Origin of the sequence: Janthinobacterium sp. 13 (genome assembly GCF_002749695.1) — a bacterium.
In the GTDB taxonomy this organism is placed as follows: Bacteria; Pseudomonadota; Gammaproteobacteria; order Burkholderiales; family Burkholderiaceae_D; genus Janthinobacterium; species Janthinobacterium kumbetense.
This window is the reverse complement of the sequence record NZ_PEEQ01000001.1, coordinates 2211210-2231570: the sequence shown is the minus strand read 5'-3', so window position 1 is coordinate 2231570 and position 20361 is coordinate 2211210. Positions and strand designations below refer to the sequence as shown.

The window sequence follows — 20361 nt, the reverse complement described above, 5'->3', positions numbered from 1 at the left end:
TATAATCACGGCATGCAAAATCTTCTTCACAACCTCAATCCCGAACAATTGGCTGCCGTCACCTTGCCGGCGCAGCATGCGCTGATCCTGGCAGGCGCCGGTTCGGGCAAGACCCGCGTGCTGACCACCCGCATCGCGTGGCTGATCCAGACCCAGCAGGTATCGCCGCCCGGCATCCTGGCCGTGACGTTTACCAACAAAGCCGCCAAGGAAATGCTCACGCGCCTGTCGGCCATGCTGCCGATTAACACGCGCGGCATGTGGATCGGCACCTTCCACGGCCTGTGCAACCGCTTGCTGCGCACGCACTACCGCGACGCGGCCTTGCCGCAAACGTTCCAGATCCTCGATTCCCAGGATCAATTGTCCGTGATCAAGCGTTTGTTGAAGGCAAACAATATCGATGATGAAAAATTCCCGCCGAAGACGGTGATGTATTTCATCAACAATGCCAAGGACCAGGGCTTGCGCGCCACGGATGTGGAAGCGTACGACGCGCACGAGCGCAAGATGGTCGAGCTGTACCAGCTGTACGACGACCAGTGCCAGCGCGAAGGCGTCGTCGACTTCGCGGAATTGCTGCTGCGCACGTATGAATTGCTCAGCCGCAATCAGCCCTTGCGCGAACACTACCAGGCGCGTTTCCGCCATATTTTGGTGGACGAGTTCCAGGATACGAATAACCTGCAATACAACTGGCTCAAATTGCTGGCCGGCCACGGCAGCCGCGATGGCGGCGCCCTGTTTGCCGTCGGCGACGATGACCAGAGCATCTATGCGTTCCGTGGCGCCAACGTGGGCAACATGAGTGCCTTCGAGCATGAGTTCCAGGTGAAGAACTTGATCAAGCTGGAGCAGAACTACCGCTCGCACGGCCACATCCTCGACAGCGCCAACGTATTGATCGCGAACAATAGCAAGCGCCTGGGCAAGAATCTGCGCACGGACGCGGGCCATGGCGAGCAGGTGCGCGTGTATGAAGCCAGTTCCGACTTGCAGGAAGCGCAATGGATCATCGAAGAGGCGAAAAGCCTGATCGCCGATGGCGCGTCGCGCAGTGAAATCGCCATCTTGTACCGCTCGAATGCGCAGTCGCGCGTGATCGAACACGCGCTGTTCTCGGCCGCGATTCCGTACCACGTGTATGGCGGCCAGCGCTACTTCCAGCGCGCCGAGGTCAAGCACGCAATTGCCTATTTGCAATTGATGGACAATCCGCACAACGATTCGGCTTTCTTGCGCGTGGTCAATTTCCCCACGCGGGGCATCGGCATGCGCTCGATCGAGCAATTGCAGGCCGCGTCGGAACAGTACGGCATTTCGCTGTATGCGGCCGTGCCGTATGTGGCGGGCAAGGCGGGCAGCGTGCTGGCCGGCTTCGTCAAGCTGATCGAAGGCGTGCGTTTCGAAACGCAGCAATTGTCCTTGCCGGAAATGGTCAGAGTGGTGCTGGAAGCGAGTACCTTGCTGCAACATTATCAGAATGAAAAGGAAGGCGCCGACCGCATCGAGAACCTGGAGCAGATGGTCAGCGCGGCCAGCCAGTTCATTTCCGAAGAAGGTTTTGGCCAGGGCGCACCCGCGCATTTGGGGCCAGCCGCCCAGGCGCAATCGGGCGCGCCCGTCGTCAACCAGGATGGCATCGAAATCCTGGACGCCGATGCGCCGCTGCCGGCCGTGATGTCGCCGCTTTCCGCCTTCCTGTCGCACGCGTCGCTGGAAGCGGGCGATAACCAGGCGCAGGCGGGCCAGGATGCGCTGCAGATGATGACGGTGCACTCGGCCAAGGGCCTGGAATTCGACAACGTGTTCATTACCGGCCTGGAAGAGGGCCTGTTCCCGCACGAAAGCAGCTCGAAGGAAGACAATGGCGTGGAAGAGGAACGCCGGCTGATGTACGTGGCCATCACGCGCGCGCGCAAGCGCTTATATATGAGCTTTTCGCAGACGCGCATGCTGCACGGCCAGACGCGCTACAACATGAAGTCGCGCTTCTTCGACGAATTGCCGGAAGAATCGCTGAAATGGCTGTCGCCGAAGGTGCAGGCGAACTGGTTCGGCAACCGCAAGTCGGCCTGGGACGAGGCGCCGAAGCTGGCCAGCCTGGGTTCGGACAATGCGATTGCGCAAAAGATCGCGCAAAAAGCCACGGGTGGCGGCTGGCGCATCGGCGAATCCGTGGCGCACGCCAAGTTCGGCGAAGGCGTGATCGTCAATATCGAAGGCGGCGGCGGCAATGCGCGCGCGCAAATCAACTTCGGCCAGCACGGCATGAAGGTGCTCGACCTGGGCATCGCCAAGCTGGAGCGATTGGGGCGTTGAGACACGAGCGGCCATAAAAAAGGGCAGCCTGCGCAGGCTGCCCTTTTTTCATGCGGCGTGAAAATCAGTCGTTCGGCTTGTCCAGCGACACCGTCTTGCTCTCATCGACGGGCAAGCCGAAGATCTGGCGGTAGGCGGCGTAGAACGAGCAATGCATGATGATGGTCAAGATCATCGACAGCGGCATCATCAGTTGCATCATCAGCGGCGTGCGGCCAAAGATGACGGCCAGCAACTGGCTGGTGACGACGCTGATGGCGAACCAGGTGGCGGCGAAGACGATGAAGGCCGACAGCGAACGCCAGACGGCGAAAAAGCTGAAGAACAGCGCCTTGCCCAGCCCGGTTTGTTTCCAGTAGATCAGCGGTGCGGCAAAGCAGAAGGCCATGGCGGCCGGCACGTACAGCACGATGGCCAGCAGGATGCCGAGGCCCAGGCGCGATTCGGGGATGGCGGTGCGCGCCGCTTCTTCCGTCAATTGCCCCGTGACCAGTTGCCACAGCAAGCCGTCGTCCACCAAAGTCGAGGCGCCGATGGCCACGATGGCCATCAGGATGTACAGCACGCCCAGGCCGAACAGGGAAGGAAAGGCCGGCTTGCGGAAGCCCGAGATCAACAGGCTGGGCAAGACGCGCTTGCCCTGGTCGATGTTCAGGCAGCCTTGCACGAAGGCGACGGAAAAGACGGGGACGAGGATGACGGGCAGCATCTGGCCGAGCACGGGCACGATGCTGACGGCCAGCATGCAGAACATATAGCCGAGAAACAGCATCGACATGCCGCCAGGTTGCTTGCGAAACAGGGCGAAGCCTTGTTTCACCCATTGCCAACCTGTACTTGCAGGTAATTTTTCCATGTTTAAAACAGTTCCGGAGCAGGTGTGGCGATACGTTCGCGCAGAATGCGTTCGAAATGCGTGGGATCGTGCGGGGTCAGCATTTCCGCTTCGCGCGGCTGGTAATAATCGTACAGGCGCGACAGCCAGAAGCGCAGCGCGGCGGCGCGCAGCATCGGTTGCCATGCCGTCTGTTCTTCATGCGTAAACGGACGCACGGCCCGGTAGGCGTCGAGCAGGGCGCGCACTCTTGCCGTGTCGAGCACGCCCGTGGCCAGGTCCACGCACCAGTCGTTGACGGTGACGGCCACGTCGAACAGCCAGGTGTCGCAGCCGGCAAAGTAAAAGTCGAAAAAGCCCGTCAGTTGTTCGCCGTCAAACATGACGTTGTTGCGGAACAAGTCGGCATGCACGGGACCGCGCGGGATGGCTTTATACGTATCGCAGGCAGCAAAGGCGTCCTGGAAGTGGATTTCCGCGCGCAGCAAATGGGCTTTGGCATCGTCGAGGTGGTGCAGGACGAGCGGCGTGGTGGTGTTCCACCAGTTCAGGCCCCGCAGATTCGGCTGTTGCAGGGGGAAATCCTGCGCCGCCAGGTGCATCTTCGCCAGCATGGCGCCCACGGCCGCGCAATGCACGGCTTGCGGCGCCATCTGCGAGCTGCCGTCGAGTTTGCTGACGATGGCGGCCGGCTTGCCTTGCAAGGCCGTCACCAGTTCGCCGTCCGCATTGGCGATCGGCGCCGGCACCAGTACGCCCCGGTCCGCCAAATGGCGCATCAGTTGCAGATAAAACGGCAATTGCTCGAAGCTGAGGTTTTCAAAGATCGTCAGCACATACTCGCCGCGCTCCGTGCTCAGGAAGAAATTGCTGTTCTCGATGCCGGACGCGATGCCCTTGAGCGCCAGAGGTTTGCCGAGTGGAAATTGCGTGATCCACTGGCCGATATCGTCCAGGTGTAGCGCGGTAAAAACTGCCATGGGAAAGAGAGGAATGGTCTAAAAGGTCAAAAAAAGCCGGCTGCCCCGCAGGTGGCCGGGGCAGGGCAGAAGAGAGTGGCTGCTTACTTCGCTGGTGCGGGCGGCGCTGGCGCGTCCGCGGCCTCTTCGTCGCGTTGTTTCTGTTTCTTCTTGCCCAGATCAAATTCCAGTACTTTCCATTGCGGGCCGCGCAGGGCGCCGCTGTGGGCCTGGTCGCCGCCGGCGGCCGGCTTCATGTAATAGGTGCTGCCGCCGCTCGTCACTTTCACTTCGGACGTCACGCCCGCTTCGCGTTTTTCGGTAATCTGCTGCTTGGCCGCGGCCGGTGCCACGGTGATGGGCGCTTCGCCCATTTCCTCGATGCGTTCCAGTTGTGGCGGCGCGTCGCTCGGTTTGGCCGGCGTCTGGGCGCTGGCGATGGCCGAACATGCCAGCAGGGGCAGGGCGAGGAATGTCCAGAGTGTCGATGTACGCATCATGATGGGTTCGCTTCCATGTGAGGGACTGCAGCGCGTGCAGTAGTGTAATGCCGTCAATTTATCTATAAGGCATTGTAACAAACTGGTAGGCAATGCTGTTTAATACGGCTGATTAATGTGCCTAAATGGCTGGCGGCGGCGGCCCGCGCGCCCGCACGGGGCCGCCAGGGTGGCAAAAACGCCGGAAGCGGCAGGCGTTGCGGCCGGTGGCGCGGCCCTAAACTCTGCGATAATTGGGCGATATTCCGCCCGCCTGCCGCTGTTTCTTCCCGGCTGGCGCGGCCCACCTTATTTTATTGGCATTATGCAAAACACCCTGCTGTTAGTCGACGGTTCCAGTTACCTCTATCGTGCCTTCCATGCGCTGCCCGATCTGCGCAGCCCGGACGGCTATCCCACGGGCGCCATGCACGGCATGGTCAACATGCTGCGCCGCCTGCGCGCCGACTACCCGGCCGCCTATATCGCCTGCGTTTTCGATGCCAAAGGCAAAACTTTCCGTGATGATATGTATCCGGAATACAAGGCCACGCGCGCCTCGATGCCGGACGACCTGCGCCTGCAGATCGAACCGATCCACGAAGCCGTGCGCGCCATGGGCTGGCCGATATTGATGGTCGACGGCGTGGAAGCGGACGACGTGATCGGCACCCTGGCCGTGCAGGCGGCCGCCGCCGGCATGGACGTGGTGGTGTCGACGGGCGACAAGGACCTGGCGCAGCTGGTCAACAGCCAGGTGACCCTGATCAATACCATGAGCAATGAAAAGCTCGATGAAGCGGCCGTGCTGGTCAAGTTCGGCGTGCCGCCCAACCGTATCATCGATTACTTGTCGCTGATCGGCGATACGGTCGACAACGTGCCGGGCGTCTCGAAATGCGGCCCGAAGACGGCCGTCAAATGGCTGACCTTGTACGACAGCCTGGAAGGCGTGATGGAAAACGCGGCCAAGGTGGGCGGCGCCGTGGGTGAAAACCTGCGCACGGCCCTGCCATGGCTGCCGCAGGCGCGCGCCTTGATCACCGTCAAGACCGATTGCGACTTGTCCGAACACATGACGACCATCGCCGACTCACTGGTGGCGAAACACGAAGACAAGGAAGCGCTGCTGGCCTTCTTCCAGCGCTACGGCTTCAAGGCCCTGCTGCGCGAACTGGGCGCCACGCCGCCGCCGATGTCCCCCGTTGGCGCACCGGCAACTGGCGGCGCTGCCGCCAATACGACGGGCGACATGTTTGCCGATGCCGCGCCAGCAGTGGAAGCCGTGTATGAAACCGTGCTGACGGATGAGCAGCTGGACAAATGGATCGCGCTGATCGATGCGGCGGCCTTGACGGCCGTCGATACGGAAACCACCTCGCTGGAACCGATGACGGCGCAAATGGTCGGCATTTCCCTCTCCGTGGCAGAGCACGCCGCCTGCTACATCCCGCTGGCCCACGATTACGCGGGCGCGCCGGAACAGTTGACGCGCGAACACGTGCTGGCGAAGCTGCGCCCATGGCTGGAAGATGCGAACAAGCCCAAGCTGGGGCAGAACCTCAAGTATGACAGCCACATCTTCGCCAATCACGGCGTGATTCTGCGCGGCATCGCCCACGATACCCTGCTCGAATCGTATGTGTTCGAATCGCACAAGAAGCACGACATGGACAGCCTGGCCCTGCGCCACTTGAACTACACGACCATCCCGTTCGAGGACGTGTGCGGCAAGGGCGCCAAGCAGATCACATTCAACCAGGTGGAAGTGGAGCAGGCGGCGAAATACGCGGCCGAGGATGCGGACGTCACCTTGCGCTTGCACAATGCCATGTGGGGCAATGTGGCAAATGATGAGAAGCTGACCTTCATCTATGAAAAGATCGAGATGCCGACGGCCGTGGTCTTGCAAAAGATCGAGCGCAACGGCGTGCTGATCGACGATGAATTGCTCAACATCCAGTCGGCCGAGCTGGCCGTCAAGATTCTCGAACTGGAAAAGAAGGCGTATGAGCTGGCCGAGCAGCCGTTTAATCTAGGCTCGCCCAAGCAGATCGGTGAAATTTTCTTTGAAAAATTGAAACTGCCGGTGGTCAAGAAAACCCCGACGGGCGCGCCGTCGACGGATGAAGAAGTGCTGCAAAAGCTGGCCGAGGATTATCCGCTGCCCAAGGTGCTGCTCGAATACCGGGGCATGGCCAAGCTGAAATCGACGTATACCGATAAGTTGCCGAAGATGATCAACGTCACGACGGGGCGCGTGCACACGAACTATGCGCAAGCCGTGGCCGTCACGGGCCGCCTGGCGTCGAACGACCCGAACTTGCAGAATATTCCCATCCGCAGCGCGGAAGGCCGGCGCATCCGCGAAGCCTTTATTGCGCCGCCGGGCAGCCACATCGTTTCGGCCGACTATTCGCAGATCGAATTGCGCATCATGGCGCACATCTCGGGCGATGAAGCCATGCTGCGCGCGTTTGCCGACGGCATCGACATTCACCGCGCCACGGCCGCCGAAATCTTTGGCGTGCCGGCCGCGGAAGTGCAGAGCGAACAGCGCCGCTACGCCAAGGTCATCAACTTTGGTTTGATCTACGGCATGAGCGCATTCGGCCTGGCCGGTAATCTGGGCGTGGACCGCACGGCCGCGCAAAGCTATATCGACCGCTACTTTGCCCGTTTTTCCGGCGTGAAACAGTACATGGAAGACACGCGCCAGCAAGCGAAGGCGCGCGGCTACGTGGAAACCGTGTTCGGCCGCCGTTTGTGGTTGCCGGAAATCAATTCGCCGAACGGCCCCCGCCGCCAGGGCGCGGAACGGGCGGCGATCAACGCGCCCATGCAGGGCACGGCCGCCGACCTGATCAAGCTGGCCATGATCGCCGTGCAAGGCTGGCTGGAAGCGGACAACTTGCAGACGAAGATGATCATGCAGGTGCACGATGAACTGGTGCTGGAAGTGCCGGACGCCGAGCTGGAATTGGTCAAGCGCAAGCTGCCGGAACTGATGGCCGGCGTGGCTGCGCTGAAAGTACCGCTGACGGCCGAGGTGGGAATTGGGAAGAACTGGGACGAAGCGCATTAATTAAACGCAACATTTTCAGGAGAAACGCATGAGCGACATGATCACCGATTGTGAAAGTTTGCTGGGCCAAAGCAGCTTGTCCGGGCCTGACGGCCGGCGTGGTTTCCTGAAGGTGGCGCTGGGCACGGGCTTTGCCGTGGCCGTGCTGCCCGTGGCGGCGCAAAACGTCGTCAAGACGGATTCCGCCGGACTCGTCACGGGCAGCATGTCGGTGATGGTCGATGGCCAGGCCGTGCCCGTGTATGCGGCGCAGCCGGAAGGCAAGACGGGTTTGCCCGTGGTATTGGTCATTTCGGAAATCTTTGGCGTGCATGAACATATCGCCGACATGGCGCGCCGCTTCGCCAAGCAGGGCTATCTGGCGCTGGCGCCCGACCTGTTCGTGCGCCAGGGCGATGCCACCAAGGTGGCCAGCATTGCCGATTTAATGAAGGGCATCATCGCCAAGACGCCGGACGCGCAAGTGATGGCGGACCTCGATGCGGTGGTTGCATGGGCGAAACAGAATGGCGGCGACACGAGCCGCCTGGGCATCACGGGTTTTTGCTGGGGCGGGCGCATCACGTGGCTGTACGCGGCGCACAATCCGGCCGTCAAGGCGGGCGTGGCCTGGTATGGCCGCCTCGTCGGCGAACCGACTGCCTTGCAGCCGAGCAACCCCATCGATATCGCCGCCAGCCTGAAAGTCCCTGTGCTGGGCTTGTATGGCGGCAAGGATACGGGCATCAGCCAGGAATCGATCGGCAAGATGAAGGATGCGCTGGCCAAGGGCGGCAACCAATCCGAGTTTGTCGTGTATCCCGATGCGGGCCACGCCTTCAATGCCGATTACCGCCCCAGCTATGTGGCGGCCGATGCGAAAGACGGTTATGCGCGTTGCCTGGCCTGGTTCAAAAAGCACGGCGTGGCGTGATGCCGCAACAGAAAAATACCGCATTTTCCAGAAATTGACGTGAAAGCCGTACCGGGCTGTAAAATGTCCGGTGCGCGCCAATGCAGTACAATTGCATCTTCATCGCGCGACGCTGCCGCCAGACGCGCAAAAAATTAAACAATAGATAACAACGCATTCATCAGGCCAGACGCCAGCATCGCGGGCGCCAGTGACCCGGCGCCATTTTGAGGTAAGAAAATCATCGATCCCGTCCTTATATCCATTTTGCTCGCGACCACGATCGCGGGCGTGTTCAGCATTACCGCGGCGGCGATCTTTTCGTTTGCATTCCTCTCCAAAGTGGTCGAGCGCATGGTCAGCTTGTCCGTCGGCATCATGTTGTCGACGTCCCTGCTGCACGCCTTGCCCGAAGCGTTCGAATCGCAGGCGGACCCGCGCAGCCTGTTCGCCACCTTGCTGGCGGGCTTGCTGGCCTTTTTCATGTTGGAAAAATTCGCGATTTTGCGCCATTCGCACCACCACGAAGGCGACGGCCACCACCATGCGCACGGCCACGACAAGCACGAAGCGGGCAAGTCCGGCTGGATGATTTTAGTGGGCGACGGCATGCACAACTTTACGGACGGCATCTTGATCGCCGCCGCCTTCCTGGCCGACCCGAAGCTGGGCCTGGTCACGGGCCTGGCCATCATCGCGCATGAAATCCCGCAGGAAATCGGCGACTTCATCGTGCTGCTCAACGCGGGTTTCTCGCGCCTGCGCGCCTACATCTTCAATCTGCTGTGCAGCCTGATGGCGGTGGCGGGCGGCTTGCTCGGCTATTTCACCCTGGACCGCGCCAGCAACCTGATTCCTTACGTGCTCGTGTTTGCCTCATCCGGCTTCATCTACATCGCCTTGAGCGACCTGATGCCGCAGATGCAGCGCCGCGCCACCTTGCGCGAAACCATCCCGCAAGTGCTGCTGATCGCGCTGGGCGTGTGCATCGTGCTGTTCCTGACGCATAAGCGCCACGGCGGTTGATGTCCGGCACTGCCGGCGCAGTGCTACCTATGCTATATTGCCTTTCTGACTAACTTGCACAGAAAGGAGGAAAATATCATGGAAGAAAACTTGTTGCTCGCCGTATGGCGCGCACGCTCTTTAAGCGCATTTGCCAGCTCTTGCCCACGTTCTATCGCGCTGCGATAACCTGGCCAGAGCAAAGTCACCCTCCCAGACGAGTCCTTTCCTGGTACTCCGTTGTCGTTAGCGCTCCTGTTAACGCGGATGCTTGCATCCCGAACAAAGACAAGAGCCATGACTACCCTGATCTCGACACAAGCTTTACAACTGGATACCCACGACGGTTTCCTCTTCAATGAACTCGCCTTTACCTTGCGCCAGGGCGACCGCATCGGCCTGATCGGCCACAATGGCTGCGGCAAATCCACCTTGCTGGGATTGCTCAGCGGCACCCGCGAAGCGACGTCCGGCACCATCCACTATGCCCGTGTCTGCCGCTTGCAGCACGTGGAGCAGCACTTGCCCGCGGAACTTGCCAGCCTGAGCCTGTACGACGCCTTGCTGGCGCCCGTGCTGGAGCAGCCGGAACTGCATTGGCGGGTCGACAGCCTGCTGGCCGAACTGGGCTTTGATGTTGATACGGCGCAAGTGCCCGTGCATTCGCTGTCCGGCGGCCAGCACACGCGATTGCTGCTGGGGCGTGCCCTGCTGCAAGAGCCGAACGTGCTGCTGCTCGATGAGCCGAGCAATCACCTGGACTTGCCGTCGCTGCTGTGGCTGGAGCAATTCCTGCTGGCTTGGCGCGGCGCCTTCATCCTCGTCTCGCACGACCAGCGCTTGCTCGACAACGTGGCCACGCGCAGCTGGATCTTGCGCGATAGCCGCCTCTACGATTTCGACTTGCCGTGCGGCCCCGCGCTGGCGGCGCTGGCCGAGGCGGACGTAGCCGCCGCCGCCCGGCATGCGGCCGAACAGAAGGAAATCGACCGCCTGTCTGCCAGCAGCGCCCGCCTGGCCCTGTGGGGCCGCACCTATGACAATGAAGACCTGGCGCGCAAGGCCAAGACCATGCAGCGGCGCATCGACAAGTTGAAGGATGAGCAATCGTTCGTCAGCGATGGCGCGCCGTGGCGCTTGAGTCTGCGCGGCAAGGCGCTGGCGGCCGACCAGCTGCTGGCGCTCGATGGCCTGGACGTGCGCGCCGTGCCTACGTCTCCCGTGCTGTTCCAGGTCGGCCAGCTGTGGCTGAAACCGGGCGACCGTATCGCCTTGCTGGGCGCCAACGGCAGCGGCAAGTCGTCGCTGCTGCGCCTGTGCTGGCAAGCGATCCAGGCGCAGGAGGAACGTGCGGACTTGCGCTACCACAAGGCGGCCAACATCGGCTATTACGACCAGTCGCTCAAGCAACTGGCCGATACGGCCGACCTGTCCGACGCCCTGTACCCGTTCGCCGTGCAAAACGAGGCTGCGCGCAGCCAGGTGGCGCGCAAGCAGGCGTTGATAGCGGCCGGTTTCCCGTATGCGCGCCATGGCCAGACGGTGGCCACCCTGAGTGGCGGCGAGCGGGCGCGGCTGCTGTTCCTGGGACTGTCGCTGGCCAGTTATCACTTGCTGCTGCTCGACGAGCCCAGCAACCACCTGGACATGCAGGGCAAGGCGGAGCTGGGGCTGGCGCTGCAGGGCTTCGAAGGGGGCTGCCTGCTGGTGTCGCACGACCGCGACCTGATCGAGACGGCGTGCAACCGTTACTGGGTAATGGCCGATGGCGGGCTGGAAGAGTGGCCCGATGCAGCCAGCGCGTATGCACGGCTGAGTCTTGAGGATGGGCAAGCGCCGGCGTCCGCGCCGCGCGTGGAAACGGCTGCGCTTGCGCCAGCGCAAACCGACGTCGACGTGCAGCTGGAACGCTTGTGTGAACTGGAGCAATTGCTGGCGGAAGACCTGGCGAGAAAACCGCGCCACCAGAAGCCGGCCTGCCAGCAGGCGTGGCAGGCGGAACTGGAACGCTTGAATCAAGCGCTGGGGATAACGTCGTAGTTACCCACAGCGCATAAAAAAGCGGACCGAGGTCCGCTTTTTTTTAGTTACCCGTCGCCACGGGCCGCGCCGGATCCGCGCACCATTCGCTCCACGAGCCCGGATACAGGGCCGCGCCAGGCAAGCCGGCCACTTCCAGGGCCAGCAAGTTGTGGCAAGCCGTCACGCCGGAGCCGCATTGCAGGATGGCCGCTTGCGGTGCATCAAACAATGCGCTGAAATCGCGCCGCAGTTCCTCGGCGCCTTTGAAACGGCCATCTGCTTGTAAATTATCCTTGAAGAAACGGTTTTTCGCGCCGGGGATGTGGCCGCCCACGGGGTCGATGGTTTCATTTTCGCCCCGGTAGCGGTCAGGGGCGCGCGCGTCGATGACCGTCAAGGCCCGGGTTTCCAGGTTGGCGATGACGTCTTGCACGGTGACCGTGCGCGTCAGGCTGGCTTTTTCCGTGAGGTTGCCGGCAGGGCGGGGCGCCACGGGCGTGACCAGCGGCAAGCCTTGTGCTTGCCAGGCGGCTAGGCCGCCGTCGAGGACGGCCACGGCTGGATGGCCGACCCAGCGCAGCAGCCACCACAAACGGGCGGCGAACATGCCGCCTTGCCCGTCATAGGCGACCACTTGCGTGTCGTCATCGATGCCCCAGCCGCGCAGGGTGGCCAGCAGGGCGTTGCGGTCGGGCAAGGGATGCCGGCCCGTGAAGGCCGCGCCGCGCGCCGTCTTGGGGCCGGACAGGGCCGTGTCGATATCGGCGAACTGGGCGTTCTGGATGTGGCCTGCGGCAAACGCATCGCTGCCGGCCGTCGGGTTGAGCAAGTCGTGGCGGCAATCGAGGATGACCCAGTTGCTGTCATTCACGTGGCTGGACAAATCATTGCTGTTGATCAAGGTCGTATACAAGGTCATGACTCCTTACACTTCGCTGGCGATGGGATCCGTGCGCGCGATCGCCGCGCCACGGGCCGTGTTGCGGGTATTGTAATAGGTTGCCGCGATGCCGGAAGCGAGAATGATGCCGATGCCGGCCCAGCCATGCCAGTCGAACAGGTCGCCAAAGATCACCACGCCCCAGAAGCTGGAAAAGACGATGCCCGTGTATTGCAGATTCGCCACCACGAGGGTCTTGCCCAGGCGATAGGCGCGCGTCATGGCCATCTGCGCCATGGTGGCGCACAGGCCGATGGCGGCCAGCAAGCCGATGCCGTAGCCGCTCGTGTGCGCATGCCAGACGACGGGGCCGCCGCCGGCGCTGGCCACGTGGCCGATCACGCCGGCGAGGAAATTGACGACCGAGAAATAGAATACGACCCGGTATTCGGGTTCGCCCAGCAAGCCCAGCTTGCGCACTTGCAGGTAGGCGAGGGCTGACAACATGCCGGAAATCAAGGCCGTGATGGCGCCGGCCGCCTGGTCCGTTTCGAACACGGGTTGCAGCAGCAGGGTCACGCCGACAAAGCTCATGGCGATCGCCGCCACCAGCGGCCACTCGACCTGCTGCGTCGCCTTCCACCAGCCGCCGGCCAGCAAAATCACGGCGATCCAGATGGGCGCCATGTAATTGAGCGTCATGGCCGTGGCCAGCGGCAGGATGGCGATCGCATAAAACCACAGCCACAGGGCGATCACGCCCACCACGCCGCGCCACAGATGCTGGCCCGGCATCGTGGTCTTAAAACTGCCGCCCTGGTACAAAATCGTGCAGCTCATGACGGTCATGCCGATGATGCCGCGATACATGACGATTTCAGACGTCGAATACATGTCCGACGCCAATTTGACGCACACGCCCATGATGGCAAACATGAAACTTGCAAACAGCATCCAAAGAGATTGCATCTGATTCCTGAAAAACGCGGGGATAAAAAAAGGCCGCACGAGGCGGCCCTTGAGGGATTACAGTTCGATATTGTTGCGGTACCACTCGTGGAAATGCTGCATGCCATCTTCCATCGGCGACTGGTAAGGACCCACTTCGCTCACGCCGCGCGCCATCAGGGCCTTGCGGCCCGCATCCATGCGCTGGGCGATTTCATCGTCCTCGACGCAGGTTTCCATGTAGGCAGCCCGTTCCGCTTCGACGAAGTCGCGCTCGAACAACACAATTTCTTCTGGGTAATAAAACTCCACCACGTTGCGCGTCTTTTGCGGGCCGTCGGGCCACAGGGTCGAGACGACCAGCACGTGCGGATACCATTCCACCATGATGTTCGGATACAGGGTCAGCCAGATGGCGCCATACGGCGGCGCTTCGCCGCCGCGGAATTGCAGCACCTGCTCTTGCCATTTCTTGTAGGCAGGCGAACCGGCTTGCTGCAAGCCGCGGTGCACGCCCACCGTCTGCACGCTGTAATCCTTGCCGAATTCCCAGCGCAGGTCGTCGCAGCTGACGAAGCTGCCCAGGCCCGGGTGGAACGGTTCGACGTGATAGTCTTCCAGATAGACTTCGATGAAAGTCTTCCAGTTGTAGTCGCACTCGTGGATTTCCACGTGGTCGAACATGTAGCCGGAAAAATCGAGGTCTTTCGAGACGGACAAATCTTTCAATTTTTCCATCACGTTGTAGCCGTTTTGCTCGAACAGCAAGCCATTCCAGCTTTGCAGCGGCGTTTTTGACAGGTTCAGGCACGGCGTCTCGGGGAAATGCGGCGCGCCGATCAGTTCACCCTTGAGGTCGTAGGTCCAGCGGTGCAGCGGGCAGACGATATGGTTCGCATTGCCGCGGCCATTGAACATCAGCGCCTGCCGGTGGCGGCACACGTTGGACAGCACTTCGATGCCATTGGCGTTGCGCACGAGCATGCGCCCTTCGTTCTCAGACGCCAGGGTCGCAAAATCGCCGGTTTCCGGCACCATCAGCTCGTGCCCGACATAGCGCGGGCCGGCTTGGAACAATTGTTGCATTTCACGCTGCAACAGCGTTTCGTCAAAATAGACGTGGACCGGAAGTTGCGCGTTTGAGCGCGCCAGCTTGGCGTGAGTAGCCAGATCGGACATCCCAACCCCCCATAAATGTACAACGGTCAGCAGTGCCCCAGGCCATTCCCTGGGCAACCGCTACAGAGAGAAAGAATCCGCAAAGACCTGAATTCAAATTTGTTGAAACGGTATTTCGGACAGAACCGGCGATTATAGCGCGGATCGGCCTCGGCATTATCAAAACCCCCCGGCAAATAGGCTTTTAATGAGAAACATTGTCATTTGGCGCGCAATTTCCGGCGCAGAGGGGCGATTCGGCTAAAATCTACTGACAAGCTGGCAACGCTATTGACTTTGAGCGCGTCGATTGCGCTTTAGTTTTCACTTAATAGTGTGGTTTGTTCTAAAATAACGCTTCTATGCTGGCCGGGAATCCCCGGCGTCTCCCTACAAGCCCCTCGTGCCACGAAGAGATCTGAGTCTATGTCGAAGAAATTAACTGCCGCTGCCGCAGTGCCGGCCTCGTTTGAAGAGGCAATGGCGGAACTGGCGCAGCTGGTAACGCAAATGGAAGCGGGCCAGTTGCCGCTGGAAGCATCGGTCGCGGCGTATCAGCGCGGCTCGGAACTGGTCAAGTATTGCGCGACCCAGCTCGACAGTGTCGAAGCGCAGGTGAAAGTACTCGAAGGCGACATGTTGAAACCGTTCGTGGATGCCGGCGAGGCCGCCCAATGATGGCCAGCATGCAACAAGACAGCGTCACCTTCGGCGACTGGATGCAAAGCACCCAGTCCGGCGTGGAAGGCCGGCTCGACCAGTTTCTGCCGGCGGCGGACGCCGTGCCGCACAAGCTGCACGCTGCCATGCGCTATGCGCTGCTGGGCGGCGGCAAGCGCGTGCGCCCGCTGCTGGTGATGGCGGCTGGCGAACTGTTTGATGCCGATCAAGATACCCTCGCGCGCGCTGCTTGCGCGCTGGAAATGATTCACGTGTATTCGCTCGTGCATGACGACATGCCCTGCATGGATGACGATGCCTTGCGCCGTGGCAAGCCCACCGTGCACATCGCCTACGACGAGGCGACGGCCCTGCTGGTCGGTGACGCGCTGCAATCGCAGGCGTTCATGCTGCTGGCCGATGGCGCGGCGATTCCTCCCGCGCGGCAAATGGCCATGATCAAGCTGCTGGCGCACGCCTCCGGTTCTGCCGGCATGTGCGGCGGCCAGGCGATCGACCTCGACAGTGTCGGCCTGGCCTTGACCCTGCCGCAGCTGGAACAGATGCATCAACTCAAGACGGGCGCCTTGCTGCGCGCGGCCGTGATTCTCGGCGCGCTGGCAGGCAAGGACTTGACGGCGGACGACATGACGGCGCTGAACGCGTATGCGCGCGCCGTGGGCCTGGCGTTCCAGGTGGTCGACGACGTGCTCGACGCGACGGCCGATTCGGCCACCCTGGGCAAGACGGCAGGCAAGGATGCGGCCGCCAACAAGCCCACCTATGTATCGATACTGGGGCTGGAACCATCGAAAGCCCTGGCAGAACAATTGCGGTGCGACGCCCATGCGGCGCTGGCGCCATTCGGGGACAAGGCACGCCGTTTGCGCGAGCTGGCGGACCTGGTCGTGCAGCGGAAGGCATAAATGAAACTGTTAGAAACCATCAATGAACCAGCGCAAGTGCGCAAGCTGGCCCGCTCGCAACTGGTGCCGCTGGCCCAGGAATTGCGCAGCTTCCTGCTCGATTCCGTTTCCAAGACGGGCGGCCACCTGTCGTCCAACCTGGGCACGGTCGAGCTGACCGTCGCGCTGCATTACGTCTTCAACACGCCGCACGACCGCATCGTCTGGGACGTGGGCCACCAGACCTATTCGCACAAGATCCTCACGGGCCGCCGCGAGCGCATGCACACCCTGCGCCAGAAAGACGGCATTTCCGGCTTCCCGAAGCGCGACGAGAGCGAATACGACACCTTCGGCACGGCGCACTCGTCGACGTCCATTTCCGCCGCGCTGGGCATGGCGCAGGCGGCCAAGATCAAGGGCGACCCGCTGCACGCGATCGCCGTGATCGGCGACGGTTCGATGACGGCCGGCATGGCTTTCGAGGCGATGAACAATGCGGGCGTGCAGGAAGACGTCAATCTGCTGGTGATCCTGAACGACAACGACATGTCGATCTCGCCGCCCGTGGGCGCGCTGAACCGCCACCTGGCGCGATTGATGTCGGGCCAGTTCTATGCGGCCGCGAAAAACGTCGGCAAGTCCGTCTTGCCCGGCCCCGTGCTGGAACTGGCGAAGCGCTTTGAAGAGCATGCCAAGGGCATGGTCGTGCCCGCCACCATGTTCGAGGAATTCGGTTTCAATTACATCGGCCCCATCGACGGCCACGACCTCGATTCGCTGATCCCGACCTTGCAAAATATCAAGCAATTGAAGGGTCCGCAATTCCTGCACGTGGTGACCAAGAAGGGGCAGGGCTACAAGCTGGCCGAAGCGGAACCGATTTTGTACCACGGCACGGGCAAGTTCAACCCGGCCGAAGGCATCAAGCCGGCCACGGCGCCCGCCAAGATGACGTATACGGAAGTGTTCGGCAACTGGCTGTGCGACATGGCCGCGCACGACAAGCGCCTGGTGGGCATCACGCCGGCCATGCGCGAAGGCTCGGGCATGGTCAAGTTCGAACAGAAGTTCCCGACCCGCTACTTCGACGTCGGCATTGCCGAGCAGCATTCCGTGACGTTCGGCGCGGGCCTGGCTTGCGAAGGCTTGAAACCCGTCGTGGCCATCTATTCGACCTTCCTGCAGCGCGCCTACGACCAGCTGATCCACGACGTGGCCCTGCAAAACCTGGACGTGACGTTCGCGCTGGACCGCGCCGGTCTGGTGGGCGCCGACGGCGCCACGCACGCGGGCAACTACGACATGGCGTTCCTGCGCTGCATCCCGAACATGGTCATCATGGCCGCGTCGGACGAAAACGAATGCCGGCAGATGCTGACCACGGGCTACCACTACCCAGGCCCGGCCGCGATCCGCTATCCGCGCGGCGCCGGCGCGGGCGTGGCCATCGTGCCGGAACTGACCAGCATCGAGATCGGCAAGGGCGAGATCAAGCGCCAGGGCCAGCGCATCGCCATCCTGGCCTTCGGTTCGATGGTGGCGACTAGCGTGGCGGCGGGCGAGAAGCTCGACGCGACGGTGGCCAACATGCGCTTCGTCAAGCCGCTCGACGTGGCGCTGGTGAAACAGCTGGCTGCCGAGCACGATTACCTGGTGACGGTGGAAGAGGGCTGCATCATGGGCGGCGCCGGTTCGGCCGTGGCCGAGGCGCTGGCGGCGGAAGGCATCGTCAAGCCGATTTTGATGCTGGGCTTGCCCGACGTCTTCATCGACCATGGCGACCCCGTACAATTGCTGAAAAGCGTCGGCCTGGACGCCAGCGGCATCGCTGCGTCGATCGAGCAGCGCTTTGGCGGCACGCAGCCGCCGCGCCTGGCAGCTGTCAGCTAAGCTGGCTTGCCTATGGAAAAGCGACACCGCGGTGTCGCTTTTTTTTCGCCCTCGGGGATTTTACGTTGCACTGCAACATTTTTCGCCCGGGAATGCTACGATGACGCTTTGATACCCTTTCAAAGTCCAACTTGTATCTCAGGAAACTTCACCGCCGTTCGCGCGCACTGGCCGGCCGCTGGCTGACGGGCGTGCACGCCTATACCGACACCCTGGCGCAGCGCCGTCCCCTGTGGATGGTCAGCCTGGCCATCGATGAAACGAATCTGTCCGAAGGCTTGCGCGCCGCGTGCGCCTCGAGCGCCATGTTGCTGCTGGGCCTGCTGTTCGACCATCCCGATTTTTCCTGGGCCGCCATCGGCGCCTTCTGGACGTGCCTGGCCGACGCGGCCGGCACGCGGCGCATGCGCTTCGTCTCGATGGTGGGCTTCGGCTTGCTGTCGACCGTGGCCGGCGGCCTGACGGCGCTGGCGGCCGGCCATGGCGTGGCGACGGCCGCCATCGCCGTGCTGCTGTTTTCCTGGGCCGGCGCGCTGGCGCGCATCTGGGGCGCGGCCACGGCGCAAGTGGCCATCCTGGCCGCCACGGCCTGCGTGGTGATGGTCACGCATCCGCTGGCATCGATGACGCAGACGGCGCCTTTCCTGGGCCTGTACATGTTCGGCTGCCTGTTCGCCACCGTGCTCAGTTTTACCGTCTGGCGCATCCACCCGTTCGGCCCGAGCCGGCGCGCCATCCGCGCCGCGTATTCGCGCCTGGCCGGCATCGCGCGCGACAATGCGCGCTTCCTCGCACATGATGCGGCGCAGGCGGACGTTGCCGCGCATGGCGCCAGCTACCGTTCGCAGGCGCGCGCCGCGCTGGAAGCGGCGCGCGTGGCGCTGGCCGCCGTGCCGCCCGCGCGCGCGGGCCGCAGCGCCCTGTACGACAACTTGCTGCTGGCGCTCAGCGACGCCGAACGCATCTTCGCCTATCTGATCGCCGTCACGCATACGTGCGAGCGCGAGCAGCAGCGCCTGCGCCAGGACCCGCGCGCGCGGCGCAGCCTGGAAGTGATGGCCGTGCTGCTGCGCCGCCTGGGGCAAGCCGTGCAGCGCCAGCCGGAAACGCCGCCCCTGGAATTGCAGCGCCGCCTGGCTGGCTGCGGACGGCGCCTGGAAGCGGCGCTGGGCGCCTTGCTGCCGCTGCGCCTGAACGTGGACTTCATGGAGCTGGGCTTGCCGCGCGCGGCGCAGCTGCCGTGGCGCGAGGCGGCTTTCCTGGCGCTGGGGCAGGCGTGGCAGACGGCGAAAGTCAACGCCACGCCGCAGTCGCTGAGCTGGCGCCATGCGGCGCGCGTGTCGCTGGCGACGACGGCCGGCTTCCTGCTGGTCGAGGCCTTGCACATTCCGTTCGGCTACTGGGCCACCATGGCGACCTTATTGATACTGCAGCCGTCCGTGTCGACCACCTGGCCGCGCGGCATCGAGCGGGTGGCGGGCAGCGTGCTGGGCGCCGTGCTGGCCGTGCTGATCGGCCTGGTCATTTACACGCCGCTGGGCATCTCGCTCGTGGTGTTTCCCCTGATCGTCGCCACCATGGCCTTGCGCCGTGTCAGCTACAGCCTGCACGTGCTGTTCATGACGCCCGCCTTCGTGCTGGTGGCCGACTATGCGGCGCCGGCCAGCGAGATGGTGTATGCAATGAGTCGTCTGGGCAACAATGTGCTGGGCTGCGTGCTGGCCTTGCTGGCCACGTTCTTCCTGTGGCCCGACCGCGAGGCGGACGACCTGGACCAGCGCCTGGCGAAGGCAGTGTCGGCCAACCTGAAATACCTGCTGGCCGTGCTGGCGGCGGGCGGCAAATGGGACAGCGCCATCGCGCGCCTGCGCCGCGAGGCGGGGCTGGCCAGCAATAACGCGGAACAGGTCTTGCAGCGCTTGCGCATCGAGCGCCGCCTGGACCGCAGCAGCGGCGTGGGCCTGGCGGCGCTGCGCACCTTGCCGCTGCTGCGCCGCGTGGCGGGCAGCACGGCGCGCATCAGCCTGAGTCCCCAGGCCGAGCCGGCGCCGCCCGCACTGCAGCAGTGGATCGCCGGCGTCAGCGGGGAAATCGACGCCTTGCTGCGCGGCGCCGCCGACGCCAGCGCGCCTGGTCCCTGCGTTGCCGACAGCCTGACGCCGCTGCAGGCCGATGCCGTGGCCCAGGTGCAGTTGCTGCGCGGCTTGCTGCGCGAACATGTGCAGGCGCAGGCGGAGGAAACGCCGGGAAAATTGACGCAGATCGCCGAATAGACAAGCCCTGTCCCCTTTCGCTGTGCTGCTGCCATGTTGCTGGTT

At 62.7% G+C, this 20361-nt stretch carries 15 protein-coding genes; 9 read left to right on the top strand and 6 right to left on the bottom strand.

Annotated elements, in window-relative coordinates:
• Window positions 1–12 precede the first annotated feature (12 nt).
• Entirely contained in the window at window positions 13–2322 is a 2310-nt protein-coding gene (locus CLU94_RS09760; protein ID WP_099665494.1) for a UvrD-helicase domain-containing protein, read from the top strand.
• A gap of 64 nt (window positions 2323–2386) precedes the next feature.
• Here CLU94_RS09760 and CLU94_RS09755 read toward each other — a convergent pair whose 3' ends face one another.
• The 3 genes from CLU94_RS09755 to CLU94_RS09745 all read right to left on the bottom strand — a co-directional run bounded on the left by CLU94_RS09755 (window position 2387) and on the right by CLU94_RS09745 (window position 4616).
• A complete protein-coding gene (locus tag CLU94_RS09755) occupies window positions 2387–3178 on the bottom strand; it encodes a BPSS1780 family membrane protein (protein ID WP_034784808.1) in 792 nt (263 codons plus the stop codon).
• Between the two features lie 2 nt (window positions 3179–3180).
• Window positions 3181–4137: a homoserine kinase gene (locus CLU94_RS09750; protein ID WP_099665493.1), complete on the bottom strand. Its 957-nt coding sequence runs from the start codon at window positions 4135–4137 to the stop codon at window positions 3181–3183.
• 83 nt (window positions 4138–4220) lie between these two features.
• Window positions 4221–4616: a hypothetical protein gene (locus tag CLU94_RS09745; RefSeq protein WP_070278239.1), complete on the bottom strand. Its 396-nt coding sequence runs from the start codon at window positions 4614–4616 to the stop codon at window positions 4221–4223.
• Window positions 4617–4920: 304 nt separating this feature from the next.
• Here CLU94_RS09745 and polA point away from each other — a divergent pair, with 304 nt between their 5' ends.
• The 4 genes from polA (at window position 4921) to CLU94_RS09725 (ending at window position 11617) form a co-directional block, all read left to right on the top strand.
• The gene (polA, locus tag CLU94_RS09740; protein ID WP_099665492.1) at window positions 4921–7680 is read left to right on the top strand and encodes a DNA polymerase I; all 2760 of its coding nucleotides are present in this window, start codon (window positions 4921–4923) and stop codon (window positions 7678–7680) included.
• A 28-nt stretch (window positions 7681–7708) separates the two neighbouring features.
• Window positions 7709–8593: a dienelactone hydrolase family protein gene (locus CLU94_RS09735; RefSeq protein WP_099665491.1), complete on the top strand. Its 885-nt coding sequence runs from the start codon at window positions 7709–7711 to the stop codon at window positions 8591–8593.
• 246 nt (window positions 8594–8839) lie between these two features.
• The gene (locus CLU94_RS09730) at window positions 8840–9598 is read left to right on the top strand and encodes a ZIP family metal transporter (RefSeq protein WP_099665490.1); all 759 of its coding nucleotides are present in this window, start codon (window positions 8840–8842) and stop codon (window positions 9596–9598) included.
• A gap of 276 nt (window positions 9599–9874) precedes the next feature.
• Window positions 9875–11617 (top strand): ABC-F family ATP-binding cassette domain-containing protein, encoded by a 1743-nt coding sequence (locus CLU94_RS09725; RefSeq protein WP_099665489.1) that lies wholly within the window; start codon window positions 9875–9877, stop codon window positions 11615–11617.
• 43 nt (window positions 11618–11660) lie between these two features.
• Here CLU94_RS09725 and CLU94_RS09720 read toward each other — a convergent pair whose 3' ends face one another.
• The 3 genes from CLU94_RS09720 to CLU94_RS09710 are packed head-to-tail and all read right to left on the bottom strand — an operon-like array spanning window position 11661 to window position 14606.
• A complete protein-coding gene (locus tag CLU94_RS09720) occupies window positions 11661–12512 on the bottom strand; it encodes a sulfurtransferase (protein ID WP_099668242.1) in 852 nt (283 codons plus the stop codon).
• 12 nt (window positions 12513–12524) lie between these two features.
• Window positions 12525–13448 carry a DMT family transporter gene (locus tag CLU94_RS28940; RefSeq protein ID WP_034784818.1) on the bottom strand — a complete coding sequence of 308 codons (924 nt, stop codon included), beginning with the start codon at window positions 13446–13448 and terminating at the stop codon, window positions 12525–12527.
• A 57-nt stretch (window positions 13449–13505) separates the two neighbouring features.
• The gene (locus CLU94_RS09710; RefSeq protein WP_092612841.1) at window positions 13506–14606 is read right to left on the bottom strand and encodes an aromatic ring-hydroxylating oxygenase subunit alpha; all 1101 of its coding nucleotides are present in this window, start codon (window positions 14604–14606) and stop codon (window positions 13506–13508) included.
• Between the two features lie 405 nt (window positions 14607–15011).
• Between CLU94_RS09710 and CLU94_RS09705 the strand changes: the two genes are divergently transcribed.
• The 4 genes from CLU94_RS09705 to CLU94_RS09690 all read left to right on the top strand — a co-directional run bounded on the left by CLU94_RS09705 (window position 15012) and on the right by CLU94_RS09690 (window position 20316).
• Window positions 15012–15263, top strand: coding sequence for an exodeoxyribonuclease VII small subunit (locus CLU94_RS09705; protein WP_099665488.1), 252 nt, complete (start codon window positions 15012–15014; stop codon window positions 15261–15263).
• 8 nt (window positions 15264–15271) lie between these two features.
• Window positions 15272–16171, top strand: coding sequence for a polyprenyl synthetase family protein (locus CLU94_RS09700; RefSeq protein WP_180278625.1), 900 nt, complete (start codon window positions 15272–15274; stop codon window positions 16169–16171).
• On the top strand, window positions 16172–18043 hold the full coding sequence (gene dxs / locus CLU94_RS09695) for a 1-deoxy-D-xylulose-5-phosphate synthase (protein WP_099665486.1): 1872 nt from the start codon (window positions 16172–16174) through the stop codon (window positions 18041–18043).
• 131 nt (window positions 18044–18174) lie between these two features.
• Complete coding sequence (locus CLU94_RS09690; protein WP_257218743.1) at window positions 18175–20316, top strand: FUSC family protein; 2142 nt, start codon at window positions 18175–18177, stop codon at window positions 20314–20316.
• The last annotated feature ends 45 nt before the right edge of the window (window positions 20317–20361 follow it).

What these genes read in the sequence shown, in the direction of transcription:
- CLU94_RS09760 (WP_099665494.1), top strand. Translation starts at nt 13, where the DNA reads ATGCAAAATCTTCTTCACAACCTCAATCCCGAACAATTGGCTGCCGTC.
- CLU94_RS09755 (WP_034784808.1), bottom strand. Translation starts at nt 3,178, where the DNA reads ATGGAAAAATTACCTGCAAGTACAGGTTGGCAATGGGTGAAACAAGGC.
- CLU94_RS09750 (WP_099665493.1), bottom strand. Translation starts at nt 4,137, where the DNA reads ATGGCAGTTTTTACCGCGCTACACCTGGACGATATCGGCCAGTGGATC.
- CLU94_RS09745 (WP_070278239.1), bottom strand. Translation starts at nt 4,616, where the DNA reads ATGATGCGTACATCGACACTCTGGACATTCCTCGCCCTGCCCCTGCTG.
- polA (WP_099665492.1), top strand. Translation starts at nt 4,921, where the DNA reads ATGCAAAACACCCTGCTGTTAGTCGACGGTTCCAGTTACCTCTATCGT.
- CLU94_RS09735 (WP_099665491.1), top strand. Translation starts at nt 7,709, where the DNA reads ATGAGCGACATGATCACCGATTGTGAAAGTTTGCTGGGCCAAAGCAGC.
- CLU94_RS09725 (WP_099665489.1), top strand. Translation starts at nt 9,875, where the DNA reads ATGACTACCCTGATCTCGACACAAGCTTTACAACTGGATACCCACGAC.
- CLU94_RS28940 (WP_034784818.1), bottom strand. Translation starts at nt 13,448, where the DNA reads ATGCAATCTCTTTGGATGCTGTTTGCAAGTTTCATGTTTGCCATCATG.
- CLU94_RS09710 (WP_092612841.1), bottom strand. Translation starts at nt 14,606, where the DNA reads ATGTCCGATCTGGCTACTCACGCCAAGCTGGCGCGCTCAAACGCGCAA.
- CLU94_RS09705 (WP_099665488.1), top strand. Translation starts at nt 15,012, where the DNA reads ATGTCGAAGAAATTAACTGCCGCTGCCGCAGTGCCGGCCTCGTTTGAA.
- CLU94_RS09700 (WP_180278625.1), top strand. Translation starts at nt 15,272, where the DNA reads ATGCAACAAGACAGCGTCACCTTCGGCGACTGGATGCAAAGCACCCAG.
- dxs (WP_099665486.1), top strand. Translation starts at nt 16,172, where the DNA reads ATGAAACTGTTAGAAACCATCAATGAACCAGCGCAAGTGCGCAAGCTG.